Here is a 20438-nt window from a genome sequence, read left to right on the forward strand (position 1 = left end):
CAAGACTGCGCGCCGGCAAGAACGCGGGCAAAAACAGCGAAACGCGCAGCCGCACGGGCGAGCAGCGAAGAGCGGCTGACGTTTGAAACTGTGGCGCCCGCGGATGTCGGTGCCTTGAACGCCTTCTACCGCCGCCGCGCGGCCGCGCAGATCACGATTGCCGGGAATACCGTGGCGATCACGGCCGCCTGGCCAGGTATGAATTCCGCGGACCAGCCGATTTGCGCTGTTGGCTTCAGCGTCGGGGACGTAGCCGGGCACTTGCGCCTGCCGCTTTCTGTTGTCGAGCGAGGTCTCGCCGGGGTCGACGGAGCGGTCGACATGAAACGGCTGGCGCCGGCACAGGCCGCGCTCCTGTTGGAGGCCACGTTCGAAGGCGATCTCGAATGGATCGAAGACAGGCTGGGCGAGCGGATCGCGATCACCTCGCTGGCACCAGGAGATGCCGTTCCGAGTGAAACTCCATTTGCTTTCGTCCTGACCAGCAAGGTTGAGACCATAGGCTGCGTCTTGACGGCGAGTGATGCCGGTCTTCCGGCGCGGATCGGCCGCCTTCTCGACGAGCTTGGCAAAACAAGGCGGCCCGTCCCGGCCGAATTTCCGCTGCCGGTTTGCCTTCGGCGTGGTCCGCTTGTGATCACCCTGGGCGAGCTTCAAAGCCTGCAGGCTGACGATGTGGTGCTTTTCGACGATACGGCGGAAGAGGGCGTGGCGGCGCTCATCATTTCCGAGCATTTGTTTGCGCCTGTGGCTCTTACCGCCGCTGGCCCGCAATTGCTTGCCGCGCCGACTGCAATCTCTGGATCGAATTGGGAGTGGACCATGAACCAGAACACGTCGCCGCCGGACACTTTGGAAGAATCGACTTTGGACGAATTATTGGTTGCCCTGGCCTTCGAGATCGGCCGCACGGCAATGCCTCTGGGAGAAGTAAGGCAGCTTGCGCCGGGCGCTATCGTTTCGCTTGCCGATGCAGCCGAGGCGACGGTCGACATCCTCGCCAATGGCAGGCGTGTCGGACGCGGCGAGATTGTGCGGATCGGAGAAAACCTGGGCGTGCGGATCGTGCGCATGTTCGACAATGCTTGATAACTCGCCCAACCTGCTTGGAATTCTGATCGCCGTCGGTGTGGTCGGGCTGCTGCCGCTGGCGGTCGTCACGATGACGGGCTTCCTGAAGATTTCGGTCGTGCTGTTTCTCATCCGCAACGCGCTTGGCATTCAGCAGATGCCGCCCAATCTGGTGCTCTATGGCATAGCGCTCGTGCTGACGGTCTATGTCACCACGCCATTGCTGAGCGAGATGTCGACCCGGCTTCAGGAAGGGCAGGTTCAGTTCCAGACCACCGACGATCTCGCGAGGGCGGCGCAACTGGTCCGGGAACCATTGCAGCGCCACCTCATGAAGTTCACCCAACCGCAGGAGCGGCAATTCTTCCTCGATGGAACGGCCCGCCTGTGGCCGGAACAGGCGCGGCAGAACCTCAAGGATGACGATCTGTCGATCCTTGTCCCTGCCTTTGTCGCATCCGAGCTTACTCGTGCCTTCGAGATCGGCTTCCTGCTTTATCTGCCTTTCCTGATCATCGATATCGTCGTTGCGAACGTGCTGATGACGCTCGGCATGATCATGGTTTCGCCAGTCCTTATTTCGATCCCGCTGAAACTGTTCCTTTTCGTCGCCATAGACGGGTGGTCGCGCCTGATGCATGGCCTCATCTTGAGCTACTCGTGACGCCGCCGGGGGTATCGCATGAGCAATGATTTCATCCTGGCGAAGGTCCAAGGCGCGCTTCTAACTGTCTTGCTGGCTTCCAGTCCGGCCATCATCGCGGCGCTGGCCGTCGGTGTTCTGGTCGGCCTTGCCCAGGCGCTGACCCAGATCCAGGACCAGTCGCTGCCGCAGACCATCAAGCTCGTCGTGATCATGCTGGTTATCATCGTCTTTGGGCCGCTGCTTGGGCAGCAGATAGCGCAACAGGCGTCGACAGCGCTGGACGAGTTTCCCGTCGTCACCCGTTGAGATACGACAATGCCGGTCGAACCGCTCTTCACCTCGGTCAAAGAGCTTCAATTCTATCTGCTGGCAGGCGCTTTCGCACTCGCGCGCATGACCGGGTTCATGCTGCTCATGCCACTTTTTTCGCGGGTGCCGCTGTCGGGGCTGCTGCGCAGTGGTGTGGCGTTGGCGTTGACGGTTCCGGTCTTCCCGATGATTGTGCATAAGCTGACGACTACCGATCTGCCGATGGCGATGATCGTGCTCTACATGCTCAAGGAGGTCATGGTCGGAGTAACGCTCGGGCTGGCGATGGGCATACCCTTCTGGGCGGCGGAAGCGGCGGGCGATATCCTGGATCTGCAACGCGGCTCCTCGATGGGTGCGCTGATCGACCCGATGATGACCCATGAGACGGGGGCCACCGGCACCTTGCTCGCCATCATCATGGTCACGATCTACCTTGCAGCCGGCGGCCTTCAGCTTTCGTTGACTGGTCTCTACGATAGCTACGGCCTTTGGCCGATCGACCATCTTCTGCCTGTGTTCAGCAAGGACGCGGCTGGAATCTTTCTCGGCCTGCTGAACCGCATCCTGGTGATGGCGCTGACCCTCGTTTTCCCGCTCATCATCAGCATGCTCTTGTCCGACATTGTGCTTGCCTTTTTGGCGCGTGCCTCGCCGCACCTCAATATTTTTGCGCTTTCTCTGGTCGTCAAGACACTGGTCTTCAGCCTCGTCTTCGTCCTCTACGCAGCTTTCCTGCTCTCTTACATGAACCGCGATCTCGGCTTTCTCAACGAGGCAGACCGGCTGATTGAAGCGATCGGTTGTAGTAGCTGTCAGTGAGAGTCAGTATGTCTATGCAAAATTGCTAATAATWTAGAGTTTGCGTCTAATCAATAAATACAATTTATCGAACAGGAAAGATTCTGTTAATTTGACAATCGGCTAGATCGCAGATGATCTTACGTTCTTTCGAGAAACGTGCAAATTTCCGGAAGCCATGCCTCGCCAAGTCACTTCATTGTTCCATGACAATTTGCGGTTAGTCGATGCAGGTCAACTGCGTGGGCTGGTTAGGACCGGAGCCTATGAAGGGCGTACGGGAGGGCTTGCGAGGGGCAAGCTCCAAGCCAACGTCGTGATCGTGCCCCGTCGCTTTGCCGGCGATTTCCATCAGTTTTGCCTCCGCAACGCCAAAGCCTGCCCATTGGTTGGGGTAAGCCGCGCCGGCTGCCCGTCGATTCCAGCGCTAGGCGATATCGATATCCGCACCGATGCTCCGCAATACAATATCTACCACTTTGGCGAGGTGATCCGTCAGAGGACAGACATCATCGACCTGTGGCGGGACGATTTTGCCGCTTTCGCTCTTGGCAGTGCGCTTACTGTCGAAGCGGCCCTCGTGGAAAAAGGCGTCAAACTCCACAGCATCGGCTGCGGCAAGGCTCTCCCAAAGTTTCGGACCAACATCATGACGCGCGGCGCAGGAGCTTTTGGCGGCGAGATGGTCGTCTCCATGCGTCCCATAAGACGGTGCGATGTCGACAAGGTTCGCGCCCTGACCGCACGCTTCCCGCTTGCCCATGGTTCTCCTATCCATGTCGGAGAGCCATCGATTATAGGAATAAGCGATCTGATGGCTCCCGACTGGGGCGACGCGGTCGAAATCATGGACGGGGAGGTCCCGGTGTTCTGGGCCAGCAGCCTGACCGCGCAAGATGCGCTTGCCCGCGCCGGGCTCGCGATCTCGATCACAGTATCGCCCGGGCATATGTTGATCACCGATGTTGACGCAAAAGCGGATGCGGGCATTTTCAAGGTTTGACAGCAACGGTTGCGGCTTGCGGCGATACCGCTATCGTGATCTTGGAAAGTTTATGACCGGGCCCGGATGGCCGGGACATTCTGGCAGGGTCCGTCCGCGTTCCGTTGCTAGAGGCGTTTGGTCCGCACAAGACCTCGCGAAGGGAGGTCGCGAAGCCGACCAATTCTGGGCCGTATGGGTTACCCTACGCCGCCTGAACGATCTCGACCAGTTCAACGTCGAACACCAAATCCTTTCCGGCCAATGGGTGATTGCCGTCAAGCTTGACGCTGGCGTCGTCCACTTCGACGACTGTTACTGGCACGGGGCGACCGTCGCGGGTTCTGACCTGCAATCGAGTGCCGATATCAATGTTGATGTTGTCCGGCACCTTGGCGCGGTCAATGGTCATGACCGCTTCGGGGCGGTGGGGGCCATAGGCGGCGTCGGCGGGAACGGTGACGGTGCTCTTCGCGCCCACCTCCATGCCCTCGACATGGGTTTCAAGACCGGCGATCACCTGTCCTTCACCCAATGTGAATTGCAGCGGTTCGCTGCCGGAAGAATCGAATTGGGTGCCGTCGACTAGGCGTCCATTGTAGTTGATACGCACGGTATCGCCATTCTTGGCCTGTGTCATAGCAGTCATCCTTTCGGAAGTTCTTGAGGGGCCGGCCGAAGCTCACGTCCCGTTCTCGATCATCCACGCACTCGGGGTGCACGGCGCGAAGCTCTAAAACTAGGGGCTTGGCTGCCGATGTAAACCCAGAATGCCGATTTGAGCTATTCGATGCCGTGGCTCGGTTCGCAATTCAAGTCGGAGAGCGTTTTCCGTCTGGTGGGAGTGCCTTCTGAAGCAGCGTCAGATTCTCCCTCAGGACTTCAATCGAGAATTCGATCTTGGTCATCAGACCAGGATAGGCTGGGCGATCCTTCTCTCGCAGCGCGATTGTCAACTCCTGGATCTGCTCCCCGGCCATTTCAAGTCGTCGTGCCATGCGCTCGGAATACAGGCGCACCAAGAACCCCACCTGTGCGGCTTCAATAAGCCGCTGGCGACGACGCTGCTGACGCTCGGCTGGGGACATCGGAGCGCTGCCCTTAAGTGGGCGGCCTCGCTTCCGTTTGGGCGTGTCGTCGGCCATGGTATTTTCGCGATTATCGTGCGTCACGAAAACTGAATCTGATGACGCCGACCGTCAAGAGGGGGTGTTGCAATTTTACGAGCAAGGACTCCACGAACGTCGTTGAGAACGTAGGTTTGCTAGGATTCAAACTGACCTCGTTCACCTCTGGCAAGGATCTGCTTGCGTCAGGTGCTGACCTTCGGAACGCGCCCCTGTAAGCGACCACTATGGGGCCGTGTAGCGGACGGGCGGCTATTGAGCTCACATAGCAACGAGCGGCCATCCGCGACCCCCTTGGTTATCGTGTCGATCAGCGCCGATCACGAGCGGCAACGCGGCCGCCCCTGGGTTCACCGTTATTGCAGGAATAGACACCATCCGCGCCGTTCCAGAGATACATGCAATACGTGCGTTGAAGGAGATTCCCACCGACGGTCCTCTTCCTCAACCCTGATGGCCAACAGGATAGAATCTTGCTCAGGGTGCTGGAGCGAAAACTCTCGTCGGAAATGCCCTCTCCATCACATCCAAGAAAGCGCGAACTTTTGCACCGATAAGACGTCGCGAGCTTTGGAGCGCCCAGATTTCCACAGATGGTCCGGCATGAGTTCCCCAGCAAACGATGCGGCCCGCCTCGATCTCGCCTGCGACAAGAAGCTTCGGAAGCAAAGCCGCGCCCGCACCCGCCAGAACCGCATCGCGCACCATCAGCAAGGAAGAGAAGCGCAGGATCGCCTCGGGCTTGAAGAGGACTTCGCCCTCGAGATCGGATTTCATTCGCCAGACAACGTTCGGCGAAGTTGCGCTAAGCAAAACCGCCTTTACGGGCCTCGGTCCACCATCCGGCGCCGCCTGTGGGCGCGGCATGTGCGGTAAGGCAACGATTAGGCGCTCGTCAATGAGAAAACGGCGACCGATGAGACGTTCATCCGGTGAAGGATCGATCCGGATAACAAGGTCGTAGCCATCCTCGACTGGATCGACCCTGCGATCCTCGGCAACAATCTCAAGCTTGACCTCCGGATAGGCGAGCGCGAAGCGGGTAGCTATCCTGGGAAGCGCCACATGCGCGAATACCACGGGAGCGCTTACCCTCAGCCTGCCCCGGGGCGTGGACGCGCCCAGGACGATTGCCTCCCCGGCTTCCACGATCTCCGACAACAACCCGTCGGTGCGCTCGTGAAGCGATCGTCCTTCGTCCGTCAGTCGCAGGCTTTGGGACCCACGCTCGATCAGCCTCACGCCGAGGCTATGTTCGAGTTCGCTTACATGCCGCGACAATGTCGCCTTGGATCGGCCGGAGATGCGACCGGCTCGGCCGAAACCGCCATGGGCGGCAACGAGGTTGAAGTCGGCCAGGGCTTCGAGATTCATGATGATGTTCCAAAAGTGAGACGAGCTATCTCGACTATGCCATCTCCCGCTCATCGTTGGAACGTATATTTACCTCGGAGGCAGAACAGAAATCACAAAGAGTTTTCACAATGGCTATTTTGGTAACCGGCAGCACCGGGACGATCGGCTCCCAGGTCTTGGCTCACCTGCAGGGGCGCAACGTAGAGGTTCGGGCCCTGACCCGCTCACCTGAGACGGCTCAGCTTCCCGCTGGCGTGACGGCGGTCCGCGGTGACCTCGCTGATCCGGATTCGGTCCGCGCGGCACTGCAAGGCATCAGCACCCTGTTTGTGCTCGCGCCAAATGTCGCCGATGAATTGACCCAAGCCATGCTGACCCTGACGGTCGCCCGAGAGGCCGGCATCAAGGGCATCGTCTACCTCTCGGTATTCGGCGGCGATGCCTACGCCGACGTGCCGCATTTTGCGGGCAAGTACACGGTCGAGCGGATGATCGAGACGCTCGATCTGCCCGCGACGATCCTGCGGCCCGCTTACTTCATCCAGAACGATCTTCGTCAAAGGGACGTGCTTCTGAATGTTGGCGTCTATGGCGCGCCGATCGGCTCGAAGGGTATTTCAATGGTCGATATCAGAGACATCGGCGAGGCCGCCGCGATCGAGTTGCTTCGCCGTGAGCAGGCTGCAACACCACTCGGCCGCGAGACCTACGCCCTGGTTGGTCCGGACAGCCTAACCGGCGAAGGTATTGCCGCCATCTGGAGCGAGGCCCTCGGCCGCGCGATCCGCCATGGCGGCGACGATCTCGCCGTCATGGAACAGCGCACAAAGACCATGCTGCCCGCCTGGCATGCGCTCGATCTACGCCTGATGTTCAGCCGGTATCAGACGGAAGGCGCGGTGGCGACCGCTGACGACATCGCTCGTCTGACCAAGCTCCTCGGTCGCGCCCCGCGTTCCTATGCCGCTTTTGCCAGGGATGCCGCGACCCAGTGGGCGAATGGCTGAGCCAGCACTTTACCCGCCAACAAAGGAGACTTGCCATGATGACGATCCAGCCCCTCGCGCCTGATGACGCTCCAGCGGTGGCCGCGATGCGAGAGGCCGCCTCGGCCCACAAGGGTGAAAAGCTCGGGCCCGAGGCACGGCCGATGTTCGACGCCATGTTTGTCGCCACGCCCGCCGCCGCGGATGTGCGGATTGAACCCGCGACGGTCGGGGGTATTGCCGGCTTCTGGCTTCGGCTGCCGAACCCACGGTCGGGCGCACGCATATTATATCTTCATGGTGGCGGTTATGTGCTCGGCTCAGCCGAGGCGCTCACCAATTTCGCGGGCCAGATCGCCACACGCGTCGGCGCCGATGCCTTTGTCCCAGATTACCGGCTTGCACCCGAACACCCGTTCCCTGCAGCGATCGATGATGCCGTCGCCGCCTATCGCGGTCTCATTACGGAGGGTGCCGAACGGATCGTGGTTGTAGGTGATTCTGCCGGTGGCGGTTTAACCCTGTCGCTGCTGTCGATCCTCGCTGCCGACAAGACGAAAGGCAAAGTGCAGCCAGTCGGGGCAGCGGTGATGTCACCCTGGACCGACCTTGCGCTCACCGGCGACAGCCTCGAGACCAGGGCCGAGGCGGATCCGATCTTCACGCGCGGTGTACTCCAGGCCTTCGCGGACCTGTATCTCCAAGGCCAGGATGCCACGAACTCCAAGGCCTCGCCGCTCTACGCACAGCTCCGCGACCTGCCGCCGATCCGGATCGATGTCGGGGACGACGAATTGCTGCTCGCGGACTCAATCCGCTACGCCGACCGGGCGAGGGCTGCAGGCGTGGACGTCACGCTGTCGATTTGGGAGGGCATGCCGCATGTCTTCCAGTCTTCCCTCGGCCGCTTTCGCGCGGCCGAGCAGTCGGTGGATGCCATCGGTGCCTTCCTCCGCCAGCGGCTAGCCGATGTTTCCCCGTCCAACAGCACACCTTCGGAGGTTTGAAATGAAAATTCTGGTATTGGGCGCTACGGGCAAAACCGGCCGGCTGATTGTTAGCAAGGCCATCGCGGAGGGGCACGAGGTCGTAGCCCTTGTCCGCTCTAGGGAAAAGGCCGGGGACCTCGCCGGCGCCGAGCTCGCCGAAGGCGACGCCCGCGATGCCGTCGCGCTAGCCAGGGCCATCGCGGGTTGTGATGCCGTCGTCAGTTCATTGGGCACCGCCATGAGCCCGTTTCGCGAGGTGACCCTGCTCTCGACAGCAACGCGCGCGCTGGTCGGCGTCATGGAGCGGCAGAACATTCGGCGTCTCGTGTGCATCACTGGCCTCGGCGCCGGCGACAGCCGCGGCCATGGCGGCTTTTTCTTCGACCGACTGGTCCTGCCGCTGCTGCTGCGGAAGGTCTATGAAGACAAGGATCGCCAGGAAGATGCAATCCGGGGCAGCACGCTCGACTGGACCATCGTTCGACCAATGGTGCTCAACGACAAGCCTCCGCGCGGTCGCGTCAAGGCGTTGACCGACCTGTCAGGCGTACATGGCGGGACGATCGCGCGAGCCGACGTCGCGGATTTCGTCGTTCAGCAACTCACTGCGGATACGTGGCTGCGCAAATCGCCGCTGATCACATGGTGAAACCATCAGGAGGTCGGGACACATTGATCGTGGCTCGGCCTCAACGCATCGACCTGGATTGCGGCCTTCAGGTGTCTGCTTTTGGCGACTGCAAATTAGCCACTACGTCGAAGTTGAGGCTTCCTGATAGGCAATTTCGGGGAAGGCGACCGTCTCCTATTGTGTAAGATCGGCGAATAGCTGCCATTCGGCGACCGTCCAATTGCCGACGTTGGGACTACTGGAGCAGCCATGAAAAAGCACGCCGCAAAAAGGCTTCGCCACCGGTCCTGACAACCTCACCATGCGCCACGACGACGTGCTCGGGATGTTTTCCGATTAACTCACGGATCTTTGGGCGCGCGGTTGCGCGGTTTCGGAAACTGATTCGATAGTCGATCGGCGGATAGCCCCATCCTTCGACCATTTTCGAAAGTCTTGCGATTGGTCGCATCCACCACGGCCAATGGCGTTTCAAGAACGTCTCGCTAAAGGTCTGTGAGAGGTCGGCGATGATGGCGGTGCGCGATGCGCGGTGAAAGAAGATCAGTTCGTCCATGAATGGCGAATTGGTGAAATAGAACTGATCGATCTGTCCTTTCCATTCGGCCGGCGGCTCGTCAGTCAGAGCTCTGGAAAAATCGAGTTCCTTGCACTTGGCGATTGTCGCCGCCGTCGCCCACAAACTGGCGCCAGGAAATGCGGCCTTCCACTCGCCTAGAAACAGGTAGTGCAGCTTATTGGGGCTGACTATATGCCGAACAGGCCCCAGCGCTCGTATCTCAGCCTCGATCGCGGCCGTCCTTTCGACCGGCGACCACAACCACAGCCCCCCATCTGTAAGACGCACGACGGCCATGCGTGTCGGATAATCGAATCCTTTGAACGAGACGATTCCGCCATCTGCAATCCATAAGTTCGATCCAAGCGGCTCCAGCATGGTCGCCAAACCTAGTACGCCAGATGGGCGCTTTCCACCCAATAAGGCGGTCGCAGCACGCTAAGTTGCTGCCAAAGGAACAGCTTACCTTGCAACACTTTAGCTCAACCGACGTTCAATCTGAACGCTGGAAGCTACAGGCAAACCTATGAGCCTAAAACGGACATCCCACGTAAAAACCGATCGGCCGGCTGCGGTGACGGGAGGCGCCACGCCGGACTGGAAAGAATTGGCCGCAACGGCCTTTCAGCGGACCAGAATGCCGATGGTGGTGGCGGACGCCACCGCGGATGATTACCCAATCGTTCTGGCGAACGCGGCCTTCCTCAATCTGACGGGCTATGAGGCAGATGAAGTGTTAGGACGCAACTGCCGTTTCTTACAGGGTAAGGCAACCTCGGCGGCTGCGGTGGCGGAAATTCGGTCCGCACTACGAGAACAGCGCGAGGTCAGCGTCGAGTTGCTCAACTACCGGAAGGATGGAACACCGTTCTGGAATCGGCTTCACATCAGTCCGGTCTATGACGACGACGAGCGCGTCGTCTATTATTTCGGATCGCAGGTCGACAGCACGGAATATCGCCGAATTCAATCTCTCGAAGCGTCAGAGCACCGGCTTCTGCTCGAAGTGGACCATCGCGCCAATAACGTTCTTGCGCTGGTTGACAGCATTGTCCGCCTCACAAAATCTGAGAATTCTGCTCTTTATGCCGCTTCGGTTCAGAACCGGATCCAGTCCCTGGCTCGGGCCCATTCCCTGCTCTCGCGACGCGGTTGGCAAAATGTCCCGCTGCGGGAAGCGATACAAACTCAACTGGAGCCTTACGGAGCCTCGCGAGCCGTGCTGAAAGGCCCTGACATCATGCTTCTGGCGCACGCAGTCCAGCCCTTGGCCTTGTTCATTCATGAACTAGCTGTCAACGCGGCTACGCATGGATCGCTCTCTGGAGAGGCGGGTCAGGTCGCAATCAGTTGGAGCGACATACCGAATACAAACGGACTCGTCCTCATCTGGGAAGAGACTGGCGGGCCACCTCCGCCGAAGGAGCGAAAGCCCGGGTTCGGCACGGTTATTGCCGAAGCTACCGTGCGGCGTCAGCTTCAGGGGTCCGCCGAACGTGAGTGGCTAGACGGCGGGATGAAGGTCTTGGTCGAGGTACCAAATGTCACGACCGCCAGGTGAGGGCGCAGTTCTCAGGATTCTGAACGTCAGCAGTCGACCCCAACTCGGCGGCAAGCGCCGGGATCGCCCCGCTCGCATAGAGGATGCTTTACCCGCACAAGCCAATGCTTTTGCGGCAGCACTAAGCAGTTAGGCCTGAATCGCAGAATGGGCTCACCAACGGAGCTACACCCCAATTTGCTAATCGCGCCCTTGAGGTCTACTCTGCTGCATATCGGCCGCCAGTGTTTCGGATGCAGCCGACAGTGAGAGGTACGCGCTCTTGCCCGTCAGGGAGAGCGCCGTGCCCCAATCCCTTCTTCGCAACCATGTATTGAAAGCCCTTTCGCCTGAGGATTTCGCGCTGTTACAGCCATCAATGCATCGAGTCGAATTAGGCCTCAAAGTCCGGCTCGAGAGTTCGTATCAGCCGATCGAGAATGTGTATTTTCCAGAGTCGGGTATCGCTTCGGTGGTCGCCACCATGACCGGAGGGCGGCAAAGCGAAGTCGGCATCGTAGGCTACGATGGCATGACCGGGGTAGCAGTCCTTCTCGGCCAAGACAGGTCGCCCAATGAAACCTACATCCAGGTCGCAGGCAATGGTTGGCTGCTCCCGGTTGAAAGCCTTCGCCCCGCGATTGAAGAAAGTCGTCCCCTTCGCGAGTCACTGCTTCGCTATGCCCATGCGTTCCTTGTACAGTCGTCGCGGACGGCACTTGTGAACGGCCATTCGAAAATCGAGGAACGGCTGGCCCGGTGGTTGCTTATGGTCGATGATCGTATGGAGGGCAACAGAATCGACCTGACGCACGAGTTTCTGGCCACCATGCTTGGCGCCCGGCGCCCTGGCGTGACCATAGCCCTGCAAATGCTTGAGTATCGAGGGCTGATCCACGCCAAGCGCGGTGAGATCACGATTGTCGACCGGCCCGGAATGATAAAGCTGACGCATGGCGCCTATGGCGAAGAGGAGCAACGTTACTTCGGCCTCGCCTCCGTCTAATTGTTCGGCATCGGACAAAGCCTTACGGGTAGCCAAATTGGTGCCATAAATCGTGTTGGTTTGGGTTCAGGGAGGAACTCACATGACCAACACATTTCACACCGTGACGGTTGAAAGGGCAGCCGAAGCCTATGTCCGTTCCAGAGGGAAGGCCCGCTTCCTTTCCATCGCACAGGCCATACGTGCCATTCGAACACTGTTTCCGGCGTGTAGAGCCACTGACCACGAGTTGGAAGAGATTGTGGCTGCGGCGTGCGTCCTCCACAGCATTCCCGTCGCTTTCGACGCATTGACTGCCGATCGCTCTGAAACACGGCTTCAATCATAGGCCCTGCAACGGCAAACGTCGCCCCGACACTTACTTCATCGGACGTCCGCCAAACCATTGTCCGTTACCTGCTTGACCATGTCGAAAATCCGAGCGTTTCGGTGGGCGAGGTCATCGACGCCGTCAGAGAAAGGCTTCCGCTTTGCGAACTGACGGATTGGGAACTTGGCGATTACATAGCGCGAAGCGCGATTGATGCGGGTTTTGCTGTGGAGTTCGACGCCGAGGTCCCCTGATCGCCATTATCTAACGACAGCAAAAAGCTCGGTACCGGCCGCTACGCCAGGCCGAACTTTCCGACCTGAACTTCAGTCCCACATTCCTGGTTCTCAGGTGTTGCGGAGGCGCGGTAATCGGTTGGAAACTACCGGCATATGGAATAGGTCCATAGCCTGCTGCCTGCAGCGATTCGATTACAAGCAGGGCTATCTCAAACGCCCGGCTCTGAGGCGCATTCCCGTCCGGCAACTTTGGAGCCGGAAGCGGACCTGCTGCTTTCGGCATGCAAAATGCAGCAGCAGACATTCCAAATCGGGATGATCGCAAGAATCGGCACGCGCGGCCGACTCCGCCAACGACCCTAGCCCTGCAGATGCAGAGGGAACTCTGTTGACTTCGAGCCTCGCGCTAAGGGGGCGCAGAACATTCTGAAAAAAGCAGAAACGGGCTCTGGCTGCTACCACAAGCGAGGCGTAGCCTTCACCCGTCGCACGGAAGAAACATGACACGTCGTGGTTCGCGCAGCGTGCCCTCCCTGATCTGGCCGCCGCAGTGGAAATGACTTCTTCTGTCGTTAGGTTCTACTCGGCGGGCGAGAACACAGGCTTGTCCTTCCACAAGGTACCGGCACTCATTTACGAGCATCCGATGTCTTCATGGCCTCCCGGCTATACTCGTCTTGCGCTGTCCTGGTTTTTTAGACGCAGGTTTTTCGATTCTCGGGGTTTTAGTCCCAGGCCAAATTTCTTTGCCAGGAGCGAACGTGATACAGTGTAGTTCGGGGCGACCATCGGATAGTCGGTGGGCAGGCCCCACTTTGCGCGGTACTCTTCCGGCGACAGGCCGTTCACTCGCAGGTGACGCTTCAGGGACTTGAACTTCTTGCCGGTCTCCAGCGAGATGATGAAATCCGGCGTGACGGATTTCTTGATTGGAACTGCTGGCTTCAACCGTTCTGCCGCAGCGTGGTTTGAAGCATCGGACCGCAGCAGATCCAGAGACCGGTAGATCTGATCGATCAAGGGTGGAAGTTCGCTTGCAGGAACAGGGTGATTCGAAACGTATGCGGAAACCACGTCTGCCATGAGTTTGACGATTACGTTTTTCGATCCGTTGTCAGCCATCTCTCTCTTCTCCGGTTGACGGTTTTTCTTGTTCACGGCGCCACAGGTATCGTCGCCAGCCGTGGGCCGGTCTTGACGTCGATGATCTCCGGCGTCGTGGTCTCGACGACACCGTCCCAGCCGCCGCCGAGGGCTTTGTTGAGGGCGATGTAGTCGGTCGCAATTGAAATGCGGCTTTGCACGAGATCGTCCTCTGCCGAATAGAGCGACCGCTGGGCGTCCAGCACATCGAGAAGGCTTGTTTCCCCGGACTTGTAGAGCGTCTGCTCCAGCCGCGCGGCGTCTCCATAGGACTTTGCCGACGAGGCAAGCTTGCTCACCCTGATTCTCTCCTGGCGCAGCGAGACGATCGCATTTTCCACATCCTCGAGCGCCGTCAGCACCGATGATCTGTAAGCGATGAAATATTGGTCGCGCTGGGCCTCGGCGACTTCGACGGCGGCCTTCAACTGGCCGGCGTTGAAGACCGGCACGCTGAGCGTTGGCCCGAAAGACCAGCTGATGGAGGAATTCTTGCCGAGATCGCCGAGCTTCAAGGCTGACGTGTCAATGTCTCCGGTAAGGCTGACCGCGGGATAGCGAGCCGCTTCGGCCTGACCGATCTTGGCGGTGTATTGGGCATAATGCCTCTCGGCCAGGCGCACGTCGGGCCGGTTCAGCAGAATGTCGGCCGGAATCCCGGTGGGGATAGGGAGGCGCGGCGCGGGTATCGGTGCGCTGCGCTTCAACCGCTCAGCCAGAGCGGCGGGCGGGCGACCGGTGAGCACGGAGAGGCGATGCACCGTCTCGGCATAGCCTGCTTCCAGCGTCGGGATATCGGCTTCGGTGCTGCTTGCCTGGCCCATGGCTTTTGCGACATCCGCTGCCGTCGCGGTGCCGGCCTGCGCCATGGCGCGTGTGAGCTCGGCGGTCTGCCTTTCCGAAGAGGAGGCACGCTTGGCGAGTTGGATGCGCGCCTGATAGCCGCGCGCCTGGATGTAATTGGACGCGACATCGCCGATCAGGGTCAGCAGCGTCGAGCGGAGTTCCGCCTGGGAGGCATCCAGGCCGTAGCGGGCGGCCTCGACGCCCCTGCGGTTGGGGCCGAACAGATCGAGTTCCCAACTGGCGTCGAAACCGGTCTGGAACTGGCTGTGGGCATCGCTCGCGGCCCGGCCTGACGTGGCCGCGGCCGACTTGCTGCGCGTGGCGGAGCCGGAGCCGTCGACCGACGGGAATAGTGTTGCGGTGCTCTGGCGATAGCTGGCGCGTGCCTCGCGGATTTTGGCCTTGGCGGTGGCGACGTCGAGATTCCCTGTGACGGCTTCGTTGACGAGCGCGTTCAACTGCGGATCGCGCAGACGCTGCCACCATGCGGACAATTGCGCCGGCTTGGCCTGCGTGGCCGTCTTCTGGTTGCTCCAGTTTGCCGGCATTGCCAGAATGGGCTTTTGGTAGTCCGGACCGACGACGCATCCGGCCTGCGCGGCCGCCGCCAGCACTCCCACGCTCAACCTAACCCAACTCGTCATGCTCTAAGCCTCGATTATCGTTGATTTCTTGCTGTCGCCTGACGGCGAGGTGTCAAATGCGGGACCGGTGCACTCGACCGGCCGTCGTCGATCACTGGCTCTCGGCCAGGCTGTCAGGCGGGGTGGCCGCCTGCCCAGCGTGGGGCCTTTCGACCAGCAGTTTGCCGAGCTGGCGGGCGAGGAAGCGCTGGATGTCGTCCATGAAGGTGTAGACCACAGGCACGTAGATGAGGCTGAGCACGGTCGAGGACAGCAGCCCGCCGACCACGGCGATGGCCATCGGGGCGCGGGTCTCGGCATCGGCGCCGATGCCGAGCGCGATCGGGAGCATGCCGGCGCCCATGGCGATCGAGGTCATGACGATCGGGCGGGCCCGCTTGCGGGCTGCGTCGAGCAGCGCCTCGAAGCGGCTCAGGCCGCGCTCCTTTTCGGCCACCAACGCGTACTCAACGAGCAGGATTGAGTTCTTTGCCGCAATGCCCATCAGCATCAAAAGGCCGATCAGCGGCGTCACGCCGAGTGCCTTGCCAGTGATCAGCAGCAGGCCGAGCGCGCCGCCGACCGACAGCGGCAGCGCGACCAGAATGGTCACCGGCTGCACGAAGCTGCGAAATAGCAGAACCAGCGTCAGGTACATCAGCAGGATGCCGGCGGCGATCGCCGTGGCAAAGCCGGTGAACAACTCCTGCATGCGGGCGGCGTCGCCGCGCGCCAGCTCGTGCACGCCGGCCGGCACGTTCTGCATCGCCGGCAAGGCGCGGATGGCCGTCGTCGCCTCGCCAAGGGTGAGGCCGGAAAGGTCGGCCTCTATCGTGGCGCTGCGGCTGCGATCGACCCGGGTGATGCTGTTCGGACCGGCGTTGAAGCCGATGTCGGCAACGGCGCCAAGCGGCACCGTACCCTTGCTGCCGGTCAGCGGCAGCACGGCCAGTTTCGCCGGATCGTCGATGGCGCCGTCCGGCAAAGTGACGACGATCGACACCTGGCGGTCGCCGAGATTGAATTTCGCCAGGCTGGTGTCGGTATCGCCAATGGTGGCAATCTTGACCGTCGCGGCGATCTCGGTCGGGGTGATGCCGAGCTCGGCCGCCTTGGCGCTATCGGGACGCACGATCAGTTCCGGCTTGGTGGTGGCGGCGGTCGAGGTCGAGTTGATCAGGCCTGGGACCGATTTCATCTGGTCGATGAGCGAGTCGCTTGCCTTCTCAAGTGCTGTGCCATCGTCGCCGACCAGGGTGATCGACACTTTGGCACCGGAGAAGCCGTCGGCGCCGAACTGGATGCGAGCGCCGGCAATGTCGTTCAGCCTGGGCGAGGCTTCGGCCTCGAATTCCTGCTGGCTCAGCGAGCGCTCACTGCGCGGCTTCAAATTGACGGTGACTATGGCGGTGCGCACCTCGGCTGAGCTCGACGACTGGTTCGGCCCGCCGCCCGAGGAGGCCGCGGTACCGATCGTGGCGAAAACGCTGTCGACTGCCGGCTCGTTCTCAAGCCGCTTGGTGATGGCCTGCACCACGGCTGTCGTCTGCTCGATCGTCGAGCCCGGCTGCAGCTCGACTGAGATCATCGAGCGGCCGCGATCGGCCGCCGCCATGAATTCGGTCGGCAGCTTGGTCGCCAGCATCATCGAGCCAGCGAAGAAGGCGATGCCGGCGAAAAGCGTGATGCAGCGATGGTTGAGTGCCTTGCGCAGCAGCCAGAGATAGCTCGGCACCCACGCCGGCGTATCGTCCTCGCTGTGGCCGCCGGCGCGCACCAGATAGGCGCCCATCAACGGTGTCAGCATACGGGCCACCAAAAGCGAAAACAGCACCGAGACACAGACGGCGACGGCGAACGAGAAGAAGAATTTTCCGGGAATGCCGGGCATGAAGGCCACCGGCAGGAACACGGCGACGATGGTCGCGGTGGTCGCCACCACGGCCAGCCCGATCTCGTCGGCGGCCTCGATCGCCGCCTGGTAGGCGCTGGCGCCGGTCTCACGCATATGGCGCACGATGTTTTCGATCTCGACGATGGCGTCGTCGACGAGGATGCCGACCACCAGCGACAGAGCGAGCAAGGTGATGTTGTTGAGGGAGATGTCAAACGCCGCCATCACCGCGAAGGTCGGGACCAGCGACAGCGGCATGGCGACCGCCGATACCAGCGTCGCCCTGATGTCGCGCAGGAACAGCCAGACGACGCCGACAGCCAGCAGGGCACCCATCCACAGCGCCTCGAGCGCGGCGTCGTAACTCTCCTGCACGAAGCCGGACGAGGAGGTGACTTCGGTGAATTTCGCCGTCGTGGTCTTGGCTCCCATGTCGGCGATGACGGCGCGCGAGGCCTTGACGACGTCGATCTCGCTCGAGCCGACCGACCTGTAGACGTTGAAGGCGACGACCTCCTTGCCATCGAAATAGGCCGCCTGGCGCGGCTTTTCCCAGCTGTCGACCACGGTACCGAGATCGGAGAGCTTTACGTCGCCGGCGCCGGATAGCGCGATGCGGGTGTCGGCCAGAGCCTCGACGCTCACGGCGCTGGCCAGCGTGCGCACGGACTGTTCCTGGCCGCCGATAGCGGTACGGCCGCCCGGCTGGTTGACGTTGTTGGAGGCGAGCGTGTGGCTGACATCGCCGGCGCTGATGCCGAGTGCTGCCAGGCGGTCGGGATCGAGCTCGACACGGATCACCCTGTCGACACCGCCGGAGCGGGTGATCTTGGAGACGCCGTCGACGCCGAGCAGGGCCTTGGCGACGTCGTTGTCGATGTACCAGCTCAGTGCATCGGGCGACATGGTCGGCGCCTCGACCACATAGGTCAGCACCGAATTGCCTGTGGCGTTGACCTTGGCCACCACCGGTGTCTGGGCAGCGGCCGGCAGGCTGGACTGCACTTCGGACACGGCGTTGCGGACATCGTTGGTGGCGGTCTCCGGATCGGTGCCCAGGGTGAACTCGACCGTGGTGACGGAAGAGCCCTCGCTGATCGAGGTCGAGACGTCGTCGACGCCTTCAAGCGTGGCCACGGCATTCTCGACCACCCGCGCGACCTGCACCTCCATCTCGCTCGGCGCGGCACCCGGCTGCGCAACCGTCACGGTGACCGTCGGCAGGTCGATGTCGGGCATGTTGTTGGTGCGCAATTGCATGAAGCCGTAGAGGCCGGCAATCGTCAGCGACAGGAACAGCACGATGGTCGGAACCGGGTTGCGGATCGACCAGGAGGAAATGGCGTTCATTGGGCTGCCTCCGTCGACGGCGCGGCAGCGCCGGCGTCCGCCTCGCTGGTGGCGACACGCACAAGATTGCCGTCGCTGAGGAAGCCGGCGCCGGCGATGACGACATGATCGCCTTCCGACAGGCCGCTTTCGATGGCGACCCGGCCGCCCTGGCGTGCGCCGGTTGCGACGGCGCGCGCGTTGGCCTTGCCTGCAGCGTCGACGACGAAGACCGCCGGCTTGCCGTCATGCCAGACGAGGGCTGCCTCGGCGACGCTCAACTGTTGCGACGCGGCGGTGGCTATCGAGACGCGGGCGAACATGCCTGACTTCAGGCCGGAGCCTTCGCCCAGCGAGACATAGACGGTGGCAAGCCGCGTGGTTGAATTAACCGTCTCGGCGATCGAGGAAACGCTGCCGGCGAAGCTGCGGCCGGAAGCATCGACGACGCTCGCCGTCTGACCGATCGAGATCGATGCCAGGTCTTTTTCCGGGACGAGAACGCCGACCTCCAGCCTGCCGTCGCGGATGATCTTCATCAGCTCGGTGCCGGCTTGGACGATCGAGCCGGCGACGGCCGGCTTGCTGGAGACGGTGCCGTCGAAGGGGGCGCGGATCGCGGTCCGGTCGAGTTCGGCCTGCAGCCTGTCGGCAGCGGCCTTCGCTTGCTCGACCTGAGCCTGGCCGGTCTTGACCGCCGTCGCCTTCTCTTCGGCGGTCTCGGCGCTGACTGCCTTGCTGGCGAGCAGCTTGTCGGCACGGGCGGCAGACGAGATTGCCGAGTCCAGCGTCGCCTGGGCCTGCGTGACCGCGGCTTTCTGCTCGGCGAACTGGGCCTTCAGCAGCGATGCGTCGAGCCGCGCGATGACATCGCCCGCGCGCACATGATCGCCTTCGGCAACCAAAATGTCGGTGAGACGCAGCCCGCTTTCTTCCGCGCCGATGGTTGCTTCCTGCCAGGCGGCAACGGTGCCGGTGGCGCTGACGGAAGATGTGACGGCTTCGGAATGGACTGTCTCGACGGAAACGGTCAGCGCGGCGGCCTGAACCGGCGCAGCCGTCTGTACGGTTGGTTCGGCCGTGCCGCGACCATAGGCTTTGAGCATAGCGACAACGCCAGCCGCGACCAAGATGGCTACCAAGAGAAGATGGCTCTTACGCAATTTTCTGGTCATGATTTCTGGTGCTCAAGCGTGCGGAAATCGGAAGCGACAAACGGTAGGCGGAAAAGCTCAGCCGGATCGCGCCCTTCAGCGTGTCCGCCGACAGGGCAAGCGGCATGGCGCGGGTTGCATGGCCGGCAGGCAGGGACGGCATCGACGCGATCAGCCGCAGCATCATCAAGGCTTCCCACATTGGTGCTTCCGTTGTTCGACGGCGGCCAGGCGAACCGGCCTGCCGTTCCAAATGAAAGAATCCGGCCGGCCCGAGAACGGGTGGGTCAGCGGGCCGGCCGGCGCAGCCGGTCAGAGTTGCTCACCATTCCGGGGCGGCGGGAGCTGTCTGTCATAGCCAGGCAGACCTCCGGGGCCGGCTGCATCGTCCGGCGGATTGCCCCATGGACCGAGGGGGGGGCCGTGCGGCCGCTCCGCCGAAGCGAGGATTTCAAGTTGCTCCGGCGTCAGCTTGGCGCGCAGTGCGGCAATCGCCTCCTTCAGCTTGCCGGCAGCGACCGCTCGCTGCGTAACGTCGTCGGCCAGCTTTTCCTGAAAGGCGAAGGGATCGCGCTCGCTATTGCTGGGATTTTCGGCATTCGGGCCGCGCCCTCCGGTGCCACCCGGACCATGATCGGGCTTCGGCGGCGCCAGCATGGCTTGAAGCGCGCTAGTGTAGTCGCGCCAGGCGTCGAGCTGCTCGGCCCGCACGCCAACCTTGGTCTCGAGCGCCGAGAGCCGGGCCGCGAGCATGAATTCCGGTGGTGGCCCCATGTGTTGCGCGCCAAAGTGCTGTGGGCCAAAACCTTCCGGCCCGAAACCTTCCGGTCCGTGACGCATCGGCCGGTGCGGCCAGGGCATCGGATCCCGGTTCGCACCGTCGTCCTGCGCCACCAC

At 61.5% G+C, this 20438-nt stretch carries 21 protein-coding genes; 11 read left to right on the forward strand and 10 right to left on the reverse strand.

From position 1 onward, the window contains the following. The first annotated feature begins 114 nt into the window (after positions 1-114). The 5 genes from sctQ to C1D09_RS28120 all read left to right on the forward strand — a co-directional run bounded on the left by sctQ (position 115) and on the right by C1D09_RS28120 (position 3830). A complete protein-coding gene (gene sctQ, locus C1D09_RS28100) occupies positions 115-1089 on the forward strand; it encodes a type III secretion system cytoplasmic ring protein SctQ (protein ID WP_167514788.1) in 975 nt (324 codons plus the stop codon). Next, entirely contained in the window at positions 1082-1735 is a 654-nt protein-coding gene (gene sctR / locus C1D09_RS28105) for a type III secretion system export apparatus subunit SctR (protein ID WP_143977264.1), read from the forward strand. The genes sctQ and sctR overlap by 8 nt, the downstream gene beginning before the upstream one ends. 18 nt (positions 1736-1753) lie before the next feature. Continuing rightward, positions 1754-2023, forward strand: a complete 270-nt coding sequence (locus C1D09_RS28110) for an EscS/YscS/HrcS family type III secretion system export apparatus protein (RefSeq protein WP_112097534.1) — start codon at positions 1754-1756, stop codon at positions 2021-2023. A 9-nt stretch (positions 2024-2032) separates the two neighbouring features. Next, the gene (gene sctT, locus C1D09_RS28115; RefSeq protein WP_143977265.1) at positions 2033-2848 is read left to right on the forward strand and encodes a type III secretion system export apparatus subunit SctT; all 816 of its coding nucleotides are present in this window, start codon (positions 2033-2035) and stop codon (positions 2846-2848) included. A 295-nt stretch (positions 2849-3143) separates the two neighbouring features. Continuing rightward, positions 3144-3830, forward strand: a complete 687-nt coding sequence (locus C1D09_RS28120) for a D-glutamate cyclase family protein (RefSeq protein WP_246135906.1) — start codon at positions 3144-3146, stop codon at positions 3828-3830. 184 nt (positions 3831-4014) lie between these two features. Here C1D09_RS28120 and C1D09_RS28125 read toward each other — a convergent pair whose 3' ends face one another. From C1D09_RS28125 to C1D09_RS28135, 3 genes are all read right to left on the reverse strand, one after another. Then, a complete protein-coding gene (locus C1D09_RS28125) occupies positions 4015-4449 on the reverse strand; it encodes an FKBP-type peptidyl-prolyl cis-trans isomerase (protein ID WP_143977267.1) in 435 nt (144 codons plus the stop codon). Positions 4450-4621: 172 nt separating this feature from the next. Then, positions 4622-4954: a hypothetical protein gene (locus tag C1D09_RS28130; protein ID WP_143977268.1), complete on the reverse strand. Its 333-nt coding sequence runs from the start codon at positions 4952-4954 to the stop codon at positions 4622-4624. Between the two features lie 459 nt (positions 4955-5413). Next, on the reverse strand, positions 5414-6310 hold the full coding sequence (locus C1D09_RS28135; protein ID WP_143977269.1) for a LysR family transcriptional regulator: 897 nt from the start codon (positions 6308-6310) through the stop codon (positions 5414-5416). Positions 6311-6420: 110 nt separating this feature from the next. Here C1D09_RS28135 and C1D09_RS28140 point away from each other — a divergent pair, with 110 nt between their 5' ends. The 3 genes from C1D09_RS28140 to C1D09_RS28150 are packed head-to-tail and all read left to right on the forward strand — an operon-like array spanning position 6421 to position 8916. Beyond that, entirely contained in the window at positions 6421-7299 is an 879-nt protein-coding gene (locus C1D09_RS28140) for an NmrA/HSCARG family protein (RefSeq protein ID WP_143977270.1), read from the forward strand. 35 nt (positions 7300-7334) lie between these two features. Then, positions 7335-8285, forward strand: coding sequence for an alpha/beta hydrolase (locus C1D09_RS28145; RefSeq protein ID WP_143977271.1), 951 nt, complete (start codon positions 7335-7337; stop codon positions 8283-8285). Next, entirely contained in the window at positions 8248-8916 is a 669-nt protein-coding gene (locus C1D09_RS28150) for an NAD(P)-dependent oxidoreductase (protein WP_167514789.1), read from the forward strand. The genes C1D09_RS28145 and C1D09_RS28150 overlap by 38 nt, the downstream gene beginning before the upstream one ends. Positions 8917-9133: 217 nt before the next feature. On the opposite strand, the gene C1D09_RS28155 is transcribed toward C1D09_RS28150, so the two are convergent. Beyond that, positions 9134-9835, reverse strand: coding sequence for a DUF4336 domain-containing protein (locus tag C1D09_RS28155; protein ID WP_143977272.1), 702 nt, complete (start codon positions 9833-9835; stop codon positions 9134-9136). Between the two features lie 148 nt (positions 9836-9983). On the opposite strand from C1D09_RS28155, the gene lov reads away from it, so the two are divergent. The 3 genes from lov (at position 9984) to C1D09_RS28170 (ending at position 12331) form a co-directional block, all read left to right on the forward strand. Continuing rightward, positions 9984-11018: a blue-light-activated histidine kinase gene (lov, locus tag C1D09_RS28160; RefSeq protein WP_143977273.1), complete on the forward strand. Its 1035-nt coding sequence runs from the start codon at positions 9984-9986 to the stop codon at positions 11016-11018. Between the two features lie 283 nt (positions 11019-11301). Continuing rightward, entirely contained in the window at positions 11302-12003 is a 702-nt protein-coding gene (locus C1D09_RS28165) for a Crp/Fnr family transcriptional regulator (protein ID WP_143977274.1), read from the forward strand. 82 nt (positions 12004-12085) lie between these two features. Further along, positions 12086-12331, forward strand: coding sequence for a hypothetical protein (locus tag C1D09_RS28170; protein ID WP_143977275.1), 246 nt, complete (start codon positions 12086-12088; stop codon positions 12329-12331). Between the two features lie 887 nt (positions 12332-13218). Here C1D09_RS28170 and C1D09_RS28180 read toward each other — a convergent pair. The 6 genes from C1D09_RS28180 to C1D09_RS28205 all read right to left on the reverse strand — a co-directional run. After that, positions 13219-13674 carry a Ros/MucR family transcriptional regulator gene (locus C1D09_RS28180; protein WP_143977286.1) on the reverse strand — a complete coding sequence of 152 codons (456 nt, stop codon included), beginning with the start codon at positions 13672-13674 and terminating at the stop codon, positions 13219-13221. A 32-nt stretch (positions 13675-13706) separates the two neighbouring features. After that, a complete protein-coding gene (locus C1D09_RS28185; protein ID WP_143977276.1) occupies positions 13707-15185 on the reverse strand; it encodes an efflux transporter outer membrane subunit in 1479 nt (492 codons plus the stop codon). Between the two features lie 91 nt (positions 15186-15276). After that, the gene (locus C1D09_RS28190) at positions 15277-18408 is read right to left on the reverse strand and encodes an efflux RND transporter permease subunit (RefSeq protein ID WP_143977277.1); all 3132 of its coding nucleotides are present in this window, start codon (positions 18406-18408) and stop codon (positions 15277-15279) included. Further along, entirely contained in the window at positions 18405-19493 is a 1089-nt protein-coding gene (locus C1D09_RS28195; RefSeq protein WP_167514790.1) for an efflux RND transporter periplasmic adaptor subunit, read from the reverse strand. The genes C1D09_RS28190 and C1D09_RS28195 overlap by 4 nt, the downstream gene beginning before the upstream one ends. Before the next feature lie 49 nt (positions 19494-19542). Continuing rightward, entirely contained in the window at positions 19543-19728 is a 186-nt protein-coding gene (locus C1D09_RS28200; RefSeq protein WP_246135907.1) for a hypothetical protein, read from the reverse strand. Between the two features lie 125 nt (positions 19729-19853). Beyond that, positions 19854-20438: hypothetical protein (locus C1D09_RS28205; protein ID WP_143977279.1), on the reverse strand; the 585-nt coding region annotated here is incomplete at its 5' end.

The organism is Mesorhizobium intechi (genome assembly GCF_002879535.1).
Classification (GTDB): domain Bacteria; phylum Pseudomonadota; class Alphaproteobacteria; order Rhizobiales; family Rhizobiaceae; genus Mesorhizobium; species Mesorhizobium intechi.